This window comes from Allosphingosinicella sp., assembly GCF_036387215.1.
In the GTDB taxonomy this organism is placed as follows: Bacteria; Pseudomonadota; Alphaproteobacteria; order Sphingomonadales; family Sphingomonadaceae; genus Allosphingosinicella.
The window spans coordinates 1-10,876 of sequence record NZ_DASVUE010000306.1; the positions used below are offsets into that span (position 1 = coordinate 1).

Sequence of the window (10,876 nt, forward strand, 5' to 3'; positions counted from 1 at the left end):
GTCGCTCAGGCCGAGGGGCAGGAGATCCCGCGCCGGGCGCCGGCGGTGGACATCGTCGTGGGCCCGCAAGCCTATCACCGGCTGCCCGGGATGGTCGCTGCCGCCGCGCGCGGCGAGCGCGCGCTCGACACCGACATGCCGTTCGAGAGCAAGTTCGGAGCCCTCCCCGCCCGCCGGAAGCAGGGGCCGAGCGCCTTTTTGACGGTGCAGGAGGGGTGCGACAAATTCTGCACCTATTGCGTCGTCCCCTATACCCGCGGCGCCGAGGTCTCGCGCGGCTGGGGCGCGATCGTCGACGAAGCCAAAGCGCTCGTGGACCAGGGCGCGCGGGAGATCACCCTGCTCGGCCAGAATGTGAACGCCTGGACCGGCGAGGACGATAAGGGGCGGATGCAGGGCCTCGACGGGCTCGTCCGGGCGCTGGGCCGGCTGACGGGGCTGGAGCGGATCCGCTACACGACCAGCCACCCTAACGACATGACCCAAGGCCTGATCCGCGCCCACGCCGAGGTCGAGAAGCTGATGCCGTTCCTGCATCTGCCAGTTCAGTCCGGGAACGACCGCGTGCTGAAGGCAATGAACCGCAGCCATACGACGGCAAGCTATCTCGCGATCATCGAGCGCGTCCGTGCCGCCCGGCCGGACATCGCGCTTTCCGGTGACTTCATCGTCGGCTTTCCCGGCGAAACCGACGCGGAATTCGAGGATACGCTGAAAATCGTCGCCGAGGTGAACTACGCGCAAGCTTACTCGTTCAAATATTCCCCGCGGCCCGGAACCCCCGCCGCACAGATGGATGCACAGGTGCCTGCCGAGCTGATGGACGAGAGATTGCAGAGGCTGCAGGCGCTGCTCAATGAGCAGCAGCTGTCCTTCAACCGCGCCACCGTCGGCCGCCGCACGTCCGTGCTGCTCGAACGGAGGGGCAAGAAGCCGGGGCAGCTGATCGGCAAGTCGCCCTGGCTTCAGTCCGTGCACCTCGAGACCGGAGCGGAGATCGGCGATCTGATCGAGGTCGATATCCTCTCGGCCGGGCCGAACAGCCTCGCCGCCGCCGAAGCGCTTCGGGACGCCGCCTGATGGCGCAGAAGAAAGCCGCCGCCGAAGCCGCCGGTCCGCGCGCGCGGGTCGAAGTCGAATTCGAGCAGCCGCATCTGCTCGGGCCGCTCTTCGGCGAGTTCGACCGCAACCTGGTGGCGATCGAGGACCGGCTCGGAGTCTACATCGCGGCGCGCGGCAACCGGGTGCAGATCGAAGGCGAGGCGGAAGCGGCCGCGCGTGCGCGCGACGTGCTGGTCGGCCTCTACAACCGGCTCGATGAGGGCCAGGACATCGATCAGGGCGCGGTCGATGCAGTGATCGCCATGTCGGGGCAGCCGACGCTCGACGGCATCATCTCGCCGGACGTTTCAGAGCCGCCGAAGGTGATGATCCGGACGCGCAAGAAGACGATCGTCCCGCGCTCGAAGACCCAGGCCGTCTATATGGAGGCGCTCGGCCGCGACGACCTCATCTTCGCGCTTGGGCCTGCGGGCACCGGAAAGACCTATCTCGCAGTCGCGCAGGCGGTGCAGCAGCTGATCGGCGGTTCGGTCGACCGGCTGATCCTGTCGCGGCCCGCCGTCGAGGCGGGCGAGCGGCTCGGCTTCCTGCCCGGCGACATGAAGGAGAAGGTCGATCCCTATCTCCGCCCGCTTTACGACGCGCTCTACGACATGCTTCCGGCCGAGCAGGTCGAGCGGCGGATCGCGTCCGGCGAGATCGAGATCGCTCCGATCGCCTTCATGCGCGGCCGCACGCTTTCCGATGCCTTCATCATCCTCGACGAAGCGCAGAACACCACGCCGCAGCAGATGAAGATGTTCCTCACCCGCTTCGGCATGCGCAGCCGCATGGTCGTGTGCGGCGATCCGCTGCAGGTCGATCTTCCGAACCCCGGCCAGTCCGGCCTCGCCGACGCCGTCGGGCGGCTGGAGGGCATCCAGAAGATCGCCACGGTCCGCTTCACCTCGGCCGACGTCGTCCGCCATCCGCTCGTCGGGCGGATCGTCGAAGCCTATGAAGGGCCGAATTCGTGATCCTGGTCGAAGCCGATGCCGGGGAGGAATGGGACAGTCGCATCGGCTGGCCCGAGCTTGCCGAGCGCGCGGTGCTCTCCGCCGTCGCAAGCAGCCGCCAGGCAGCGCTTGCCGAAAGCGACCTGACGGTCGAAGTCTCGGTCAAGTTCACCGACGATGATGAAGTAAAGGCGCTCAACACCGGCTATCGCGGCAAGGAGAAGCCGACCAACGTCCTCTCTTTCCCGATGGTGGACGGCGACCTCCTGGAATCCATCGGCGCGGCCGACGGCGGCGAGGTCCTGCTCGGCGATATCGTGCTCGCCCACGGCGTCTGCGTGGCGGAGGCCGCCGACAAGGGCATTGCGGTCGAGACCCACGCCGCCCATCTGGTGGTGCACGGGACGCTCCATCTGCTAGGCTACGACCATGAGACGGGCGAGGAGGACGCCGAGGCGATGGAGGCGGTCGAGCGAACCGCGCTCGCCGCGCTCGGGATCGCCGATCCCTATGCAATCACTGAGGTGCAAACACCCCTAAATGCCTGACGATTCGAGTATCGGCGCCCAGCCGAATGGGCGCAGCTTCTGGAGCGGCCTTCGAACGCTCCTTTTCGGCGACGACGGCGAGACGACGCTCCGCGACGAGATCGAGGAGATGATCGAGAGCCATGAGGGCGAGATACCGGCGGTGGGCGACCTCACCCCGGTCGAGCGGCAGATGCTGCGCAACCTCCTTCATTTCGGCGAGCGCACCGCCGACGACATCTCCGTCCCCCGGGGCGAGATTATCGCGGTTCCAAACACGATCAGCTTCGCCGAGCTCGTCGCCGCCTTCGCGGAGGCGGGGCACAGCCGCCTCCCGGTCTATGAAGGCAGCCTCGATGCCTGCATCGGCATGGTCCATATCAAGGACGTCTTCACTCTGCAGGTGAGCGGCGCGACGCCGCCGGACGACATTTCCTCGCTGATCCGGACGCCGCTCTTTGTCCCGGAATCGATGGGCGTGCTCGATCTCCTCGCGCGGATGCGCTCGGAGCGCGTGCACCTCGCCATCGTCGTCGATGAATTCGGCGGCACCGAGGGTCTCGTCACCATCGAGGACGTGGTCGAGGAGATCGTCGGTGAAATCGAGGACGAGCATGACGAGGAATTGCCCGGAATGCTGATCCCGCTCGAGGACGGCATCTGGGACGCCGACGCGCGCGCCGAACTCGAGGACGTGGCGGAGGAGCTCGATGCACGGCTCGCCATAGTTGAAGAGGACGTCGACACGCTCGGCGGCCTGGCGGTCGTGCTTGCAGGCCATGTGCCGCGGCTCGGCGAAATCGTCGAGCATCCGAGCGGGTGGCGGCTCGAAGTCACCGACAGCGACTCACGCCGCGTCAACCGCCTCCGCCTCCACGCGCCGGCGGAAGGCGCGCTTACGGAATGACCTTCGAGCACATCCGGCTCGATACCAGCCCCGCCGCCGTCGCCACGATCACGCTCGCGCGGCCGGACACGCTGAACGCGCTTAGTGGCCAAACGGTGGACGAGCTGAGGGCGGCGGTGGACGAGGTCTCAGGCTCCGGTGCGCGGTGCCTGCTGATCACCGGCGAGGGGCGCGGCTTTTCGAGCGGGGCGGATCTTGCCGGCAGCGGCGGCTTGCCCGAAGACGCAGGCGAGGCGCTCGAGAAGCATTTCAATCCGCTGATCGAAGCTTTGTTCGAGCTTCCGATCCCCGTTGTTGCGGCTGTGAACGGGCCTTGCGCGGGCGCGGGATGCTCTCTTGCCCTGTCAGCCGATATCGTGATCGCCGCGCGCTCCGCCTACTTCCTCCAGGCGTTCGTCAATATCGGCCTCATCCCCGATGCGGGAGCAACCTGGCTCCTCCCCCGCCTTGCGGGCCGTGCGCGGGCGATGGAGATGATGATCCTCGGCGAACGGATCCATGCCGAGCAGGCGCGGGACTGGGGCCTCATCTCGCGCATCGTGGAGGACGAGCATCTCGCATCCGAGGCGGTGCTGCTGGCGACGAACCTCGCGCAGGGGCCGACGGTAGCGCTCGGCCTGATCCGCAGGCTCGCGCGCCATGCGGAGCAGCTCTCGCTCGGCGACGCGCTCGCCGCCGAACGCGCGGCGCAGCGGGAGGCAGGCCGCACCGAGGATTTCAAATCCGCGGTGATGGCCTTCCTGCAGAAGCAGCAACCCCGCTTCGAAGGCCGCTAAGCCTCCGATTTGCCACGCCTTGAGCTCCCGGATAGGGAGGCGCTCACCTATCGGCTACCGAGGTGCACCGAGTCTCCATGGCCACCACAATCGAAGAACTTGAAGCGCGGCGCCGCCAGGCTCAGCTCGGCGGCGGCGAAGCGCGGATCGAAGCTCAGCACCGGAAGGGCCGGCTCACCGCGCGCGAGCGGCTGACGGTGCTGCTCGATCAGGGCAGCTTCGAAGAGTACGACATGTTCGTGGAGCATAATTGCTCCGAATTCGGTATGGAGACGCAAAGGGTGCCGGGCGACGGCGTCGTCACGGGATCGGGTACGATCAACGGCCGCCTCGTCTACGTCTTCGCTCAGGATTTCACCGTCTTCGGCGGCTCGCTCTCGGAGCGGCACGCAAGCAAGATCTGCAAGATCATGGACATGGCGATGAAGGTCGGAGCGCCCGTGATCGGCCTCAATGACTCGGGTGGCGCGCGCATCCAGGAGGGCGTCGCCAGCCTTGCAGGCTATGCCGAGGTATTCCAGCGCAACGTGCTCGCGTCCGGCGTCGTGCCGCAGATCAGCCTGATCATGGGCCCGTGCGCGGGCGGCGCCGTCTATTCGCCGGCGATGACGGACTTCATCTTCATGGTGAAGGACTCGAGCTACATGTTCGTCACCGGCCCTGACGTGGTGAAGACCGTCACCAACGAGGTCGTCACCCAGGAGGAGCTTGGCGGCGCCGTCACCCACACGACCAAGTCGGGCGTCGCCGATGTCGCGTTCGAGAATGATATCGAGGCGCTTCTCGCGACGCGGGATTTCTTCGATTTCCTGCCGCTTTCGAACCGGCACGACCTACCCGAGCGCCCCTGCACCGACCCCTGGGACCGCCGCGAAGACAGCCTCGACACACTAATCCCCGACAGCGCGGCCAAGCCCTACGACATGCACGAGCTGATCTCGAAGACTGTCGATGAGGGCGACTTCTTCGAGATCCAGCCGAACCATGCCGCCAACATCATCTGCGGCTTCGGCCGGATCGAGGGCCGCACGATCGGAATCGTCGCCAACCAGCCGATGGTGCTCGCCGGCGTGCTCGACATCGCAAGCTCGAAGAAGGCCGGACGCTTCGTCCGCTTCTGCGACGCATTCGACATCCCCATTGTAACGTTCGTGGACGTGCCGGGCTTCCTTCCCGGTGTCGCGCAGGAGCATAACGGCATCATCAAGAACGGCGCGAAACTGCTGTTCGCCTTTGCCGAGGCGACCGTACCGAAGATCACCGTCATCACCCGCAAGGCCTATGGCGGCGCCTACGACGTGATGAGCTCAAAGCACCTCCGCGGCGACCTCAACTACGCCTGGCCCTCCGCCGAAATCGCGGTGATGGGCGCCAAAGGGGCCGTGGAGATCATCTTCCGCAAGGACATAGGCGATCCGGATAAGATCGCCGCCCGCACCCAGGAATACGAACAGCGCTTCGCCAACCCGTTCGTGGCGGCGAGCATGGGCTTCATCGACGAAGTGATCATGCCGCATTCGACACGGCGGCGGATCGCGCTCGGGCTGCGGAAGCTCCGCGACAAGCAGCTCGAGAACCCGTGGAAGAAGCACGACAACATCCCGCTATGACCATTGGCCGCCTCAACCACGTCGGCGTCGCCACGCCGTCGATCGAACAGAGCATTGCTCTCTACCGCGACCTGCTAGGCGCCACGGCAATCAGCGAGCCGTTCGACCTGCCTCCGCAGAAGGTGCGGGTGTGCTTCGTCGATACGCCGAACAGCCAGATCGAGCTCCTGGAGCCGCTGGGGGAGGATTCGCCGATCGCGAAGTTCCTCGAGAAGAACCCGGCGGGCGGGCAGCATCATGTCTGCTTCGAGGTGCCCGACATCCATGCGGCGGCGGCCGAGATGACGGCGAAGGGGGCGAAGGTGCTGGGCGAGCCGCGCATCGGGGCGCACGGAACTCCGGTCATATTCCTGCACCCGAAAGGCACCGGCGGCGTTCTTGTCGAGCTGATGGAGACGCCGCGCGGTGAGCATTGAGAAGCCGACGATCGAGCAGAATACGGGCGAGGATTCCGGAGCCGCGCCGCAGCCGAGCCGGTCCGCGGCGGACGACACACCCACCCTCGCCCACTGGCAGGCCGCAGCCGCCAAGGAGGTGAAGGGGAAGGACCTCACCTGGCATACGCCCGAAGGCATCGACGTGAAGCCGCTCTATACGGCGGAGGACACGGCAGAACTCGATCCGGGCCTCCCCGGCTTTGCGCCCTTCACGCGCGGGCCGTATGCATCGATGTACACCGGGCGTCCGTGGACGATCCGGCAATATGCGGGCTTCTCCACCGCCGAGGACTCGAACGCCTTCTACCGGCGCAACCTCGCCGCAGGGCAGAAGGGCCTCTCCGTCGCCTTCGATCTCGCCACCCACCGCGGCTATGACAGCGACCATCCGCGCGTGGTCGGCGACGTCGGCAAGGCGGGTGTGGCGATCGACACGCTCGAGGATATGAAGATCCTGTTCGACGGCATTCCGCTCGGCGAGATGTCCGTGTCGATGACGATGAACGGCGCGGTGCTTCCGGTGCTCGCCTTCTACATCGTCGCCGCGGAGGAGCAGGGCGTCGCCCAGGCGCAGCTCACCGGCACCATCCAGAACGACATCCTCAAAGAGTTCGCGGTCCGCAACACCTACATCTATCCGCCCGAGCCCTCGATGCGGATCGTTGCCGACATCATCGCCTACACCTCGGCCAACATGCCAAAGTTCAACTCCATCTCGATCAGCGGCTATCACATGCAGGAAGCCGGCGCGACGGCGGTGCAGGAGCTCGCCTTCACGCTCGCTGACGGAATGGAGTATGTCCGCGCCGCGAGGGCGAAGGGGCTGGAGGTGGACGCCTTCGCGCCGCGCCTCTCCTTCTTCTTCGCCATCGGAATGAACTTCTTCATGGAGGTGGCGAAGCTCCGCGCCGCGCGCCTGCTCTGGCACCGGATCATGGACGATTTCGGCGCGAAGAACCCGAAGTCGAAGATGCTGCGCACCCACTGCCAGACGTCCGGCGTGTCGTTGACCGAGCAAGATCCGTACAACAACGTCATCCGCACTACCGTGGAAGCGATGGCGGCGGTGCTGGGCGGCACTCAGTCGCTCCACACCAACAGCTTCGACGAAGCGATCGCGCTTCCCACCGACACTTCGGCACGGATCGCGCGCAACACGCAGCTGATCCTGGCCGAGGAGACGGGGATCACGAATGTCGCCGATCCGCTCGGCGGGTCCTATTATGTCGAGGCGCTGACCAAGGAGCTCGCCGACCATGCCTGGGCGCTTATCCAGGAAGTGGAAGGCATGGGCGGAATGACCATGGCGGTGGCTGAAGGTATGCCCAAGCGCCGGATCGAGGAAGCCTCCGCCGCCCGCGCTGCCGCGGTCGACCGGGGCGAGACGGTGGTGGTCGGCGTCAACCGCTACCGCCTGAAGGACGAGCCGCCGGTCGATACGCTCGAGATCGACAATGCGAAGGTTCGCTCCGGGCAGATCGACCGCATCGCCCGCACCCGCGCCAGCCGCGACGAAACGAAGGCTCAGGCTGCGCTCGCCGCGCTGACGGACGGCGCGCGGGGCGAGGCGAATTTGCTCCAGCTTTCAGTCGAAGCCGCGCGCGCGCGCTGCACGTTGGGCGAGATCAGCGCGGCTCTGGAGGAGGCATTCGGCCGCTATGACACGGTGCCGAGGCCGGTCAGCGGCGTCTATGGCGGCGCCCACCGGGGTGACCCGCGCTGGGGACGCGCTGAAGACGGCGTCGGAGCGGTCCAGCGCCGGCTGGGCAGGAAGCCCCGAATGCTCGTCGCCAAGATGGGCCAGGACGGGCACGATCGGGGCGCCAACCTCGTCTCCTCGGCCTTCGCCGATCTCGGCTTCGAAGTGGTGCCGGGCCCCCTCTTCCAGACGCCCGAGGAAAGCGCCCGCATGGCGGTCGAGAAGGATGTGGACGTTGTCGGCGCCTCCAGCCTCGCCGCCGGGCACAAGACGCTGGTGCCCGAGCTCATCAACCACCTGCGCGACATGGGGCGCGCCGATATCCGAGTGGTCGTCGGCGGCGTGATTCCTCCGCAGGACTATGAAATGCTCCGCGAGGCGGGCGTGCAGGCGATCTTCGGCCCCGGCACCAACCTCGTTGACGCTGCGGGCGAAGTGCTCAAGCTTCTAGGGCATAATCTTCCGCCGCTCGAGGAGGCTGCGGAGTGAGCGACGAGCAGCGACCCGCAGCACGCCTGGCGCGGCTTGGGTGCGCACTCTATCTGATCTTCGGCGGGTTCTATGCAGTAGGCGGTATGTACGTGCGGCTCATGGGTCCATGTCCCGCCTTCTCAAGCAAAACAGATTGCTACTGGAGCCCCGGCGAAAGGTTCTGGATCTTCCCTGGATCGCAGATTGCGATCCTTGCAGTCGGCATTCTTCTCGCCAGGTACGTCCGGAGGTCGACTCGATAATGCGTGCCGCTGTCCAGATCTCACTTCTTACGAGACACAACCGATGTTCAAAAAGATACTGATCGCCAATCGCGGGGAGATTGCCTGCCGCGTCATCCGCACCGCGAAGAAGATGGGCATCAAGACGGTGGCCGTCTATTCCGATGCCGATGCGCGGGCGCCGCATGTGCGGATGGCCGACGAGGCGGTGCGCTTGGGGCCTCCGGCGGCGAGCGAGAGCTATCTCCGTGCCGATCTGATCCTGCTCGCCTGCAAGGAGACGGGCGCGGAGGCGGTGCATCCCGGCTATGGCTTCCTTTCGGAGCGCGAGAGTTTCGCGCGGCTGCTGGCGGAGAACGGCATCGCCTTCATCGGCCCACCGCCGAACGCGATCGCGGCGATGGGCGACAAGATCGAATCGAAGAAGCTGGCACAAGCGGCGGGCGTGAACGTCGTGCCGGGCTTCCTCGGCGACATCGCCACCACCGAGGATGCGGTCCGGATCGCCGGCGAGATCGGCTATCCGGTGATGATGAAGGCTTCGGCCGGCGGTGGCGGCAAAGGCATGCGGCTCGCCTGGAGCGAGACCGACGTCCGCGAAGGCTTCGAGGCAACGAAGCGCGAAGGCCTCGCCTCGTTCGGCGACGACCGGGTGTTCATCGAGAAGTTCATTGAGAGCCCGCGCCACATCGAAATCCAGGTGCTTGGCGACCAGCACGGCAACATCCTCTATCTCGGCGAGCGCGAATGCTCGGTGCAGCGGCGCCACCAGAAGGTGGTGGAGGAAGCGCCCTCCCCATTCGTGACGCCGCAGATGCGGAAGGCGATGGGCGAGCAGGCGGTCGCGCTTGCCCGGGCGGTCGGCTATTACAGTGCCGGTACGGTGGAGCTGATCGTCTCGGGCGCCGATCCGACCGGGGAGAGCTTCTACTTCCTCGAGATGAACACCCGTCTCCAGGTCGAGCATCCGGTGACCGAGCAGGTGACGGGGCTCGACCTCGTGGAGCAGATGATCCGCGTCGCCGCCGGCGAGCAGCTGGCGTTCGGACAGGACGACGTGAAGCTCTCCGGCTGGTCGATCGAGAACCGTGTCTATGCCGAGGACCCCTATCGCGGCTTCCTCCCCTCCACCGGCCGCCTGGTCCGCTACCAGCCGCCGCGCGAGAAGGAGGGCGTCCGCGTCGACGACGGCGTGTTCGAAGGTGGGGAAGTTTCGATGTTCTACGATCCCATGATCGCGAAGCTCGTCACCTACGCGGACACGCGCGAGGCGGCGGTGGATCTCCAGATCGAGGCGCTCGACCGGTTCGTGATCGAGGGAATCGGCCACAATGTCGATTTCCTTTCGGCGCTGATGCAGCATCCGCGCTTCCGGGCGGGCGAGCTGACCACCGGCTTCATCGCCGAGGAATATCCCGAGGGCTTCCAGGGGGCTCCGGCCGATCCGCAGCTGATCGAGGACCTGGCGCTGATCGCCTCCCTCGTCGCGCTCGAGACCGATCACCGCGCCTGCTCGATCAGCGGCCAGCTCGGCAGCGAAGTGCTTCCGCCCGAAGAGCGGGTGGTGCGGATCGCGGGCCGCGACCACCGGATCCGCTTCGACGGGTTCGAGGGCGGGCTGCTCGGCTATATCGACAAGGGCGAGGGGCGGGAGCTGATCGGGCGCTGGCAGCCGGGGCAGCTCCTGTTCAAGGGCACGATCGACGAGCGCAGCCGCACCGTGCAGGTGATGCGCCGCGGCCGGCAGTGGCGGCTCACCACCCGCGGGGCCTCGCACCTCGTGGACGTGCTCCCGGCGCATGTGGCCGAGCTCAGCCGCTACATGATCGAGAAGATCCCGCCCGATCTTTCGAAGTTCCTGCTGTGCCCGATGCCCGGACTTCTGACCGCGCTCAACGTCGGCGAGGGCGACAAGGTCGAGGCGGGCCAGCCGCTTGCCGTTGTCGAAGCGATGAAGATGGAGAACATCCTCCGAGCCGAGAAATCCGGGACGGTGGCGAAGGTGCAGGCGAAGCCGGGTGACAGCCTTGCCGTGGACGCGGTGATCCTGGAATTCGAGTAACGTCGTCATTGCGAGGAGCGCTCGCGACGACGCAATCCACGGGCGCTGCGGCATGGATTGCTTCCCTGCGCTCGCAATGAAGCTTCAA

General features: G+C 66.4%; 9 protein-coding genes. All 9 read left to right on the forward strand.

Annotated elements, in window-relative coordinates:
* Positions 1–1,080 (forward strand): tRNA (N6-isopentenyl adenosine(37)-C2)-methylthiotransferase MiaB (gene miaB / locus VF662_RS12370; RefSeq protein WP_464141624.1); only part of this gene is annotated, 1,080 nt, incomplete at its 5' end.
* Positions 1,080–2,078, forward strand: a complete 999-nt coding sequence (locus tag VF662_RS12375) for a PhoH family protein (protein ID WP_464141628.1) — start codon at positions 1,080–1,082, stop codon at positions 2,076–2,078. The genes miaB and VF662_RS12375, both read left to right, overlap by 1 nt.
* A complete protein-coding gene (gene ybeY, locus VF662_RS12380) occupies positions 2,075–2,605 on the forward strand; it encodes an rRNA maturation RNase YbeY (protein WP_464141631.1) in 531 nt (176 codons plus the stop codon). The genes VF662_RS12375 and ybeY overlap by 4 nt, the downstream gene beginning before the upstream one ends.
* Positions 2,598–3,491 (forward strand): hemolysin family protein, encoded by an 894-nt coding sequence (locus VF662_RS12385; RefSeq protein ID WP_464141633.1) that lies wholly within the window; start codon positions 2,598–2,600, stop codon positions 3,489–3,491. Before ybeY ends, VF662_RS12385 begins: the two co-directional genes overlap by 8 nt.
* Positions 3,488–4,267: an enoyl-CoA hydratase-related protein gene (locus tag VF662_RS12390; RefSeq protein ID WP_464141635.1), complete on the forward strand. Its 780-nt coding sequence runs from the start codon at positions 3,488–3,490 to the stop codon at positions 4,265–4,267. The genes VF662_RS12385 and VF662_RS12390 overlap by 4 nt, the downstream gene beginning before the upstream one ends.
* A 77-nt stretch (positions 4,268–4,344) precedes the next feature.
* Positions 4,345–5,877 (forward strand): acyl-CoA carboxylase subunit beta, encoded by a 1,533-nt coding sequence (locus tag VF662_RS12395; protein WP_464141638.1) that lies wholly within the window; start codon positions 4,345–4,347, stop codon positions 5,875–5,877.
* Positions 5,874–6,293: a methylmalonyl-CoA epimerase gene (mce, locus tag VF662_RS12400; protein WP_464141640.1), complete on the forward strand. Its 420-nt coding sequence runs from the start codon at positions 5,874–5,876 to the stop codon at positions 6,291–6,293. The genes VF662_RS12395 and mce overlap by 4 nt, the downstream gene beginning before the upstream one ends.
* The gene (gene scpA, locus VF662_RS12405) at positions 6,289–8,502 is read left to right on the forward strand and encodes a methylmalonyl-CoA mutase (RefSeq protein ID WP_464141646.1); all 2,214 of its coding nucleotides are present in this window, start codon (positions 6,289–6,291) and stop codon (positions 8,500–8,502) included. The genes mce and scpA overlap by 5 nt, the downstream gene beginning before the upstream one ends.
* Positions 8,503–8,790: 288 nt before the next feature.
* Complete coding sequence (locus VF662_RS12410; protein ID WP_464141643.1) at positions 8,791–10,788, forward strand: acetyl-CoA carboxylase biotin carboxylase subunit; 1,998 nt, start codon at positions 8,791–8,793, stop codon at positions 10,786–10,788.
* The last annotated feature ends 88 nt before the right edge of the window (positions 10,789–10,876 follow it).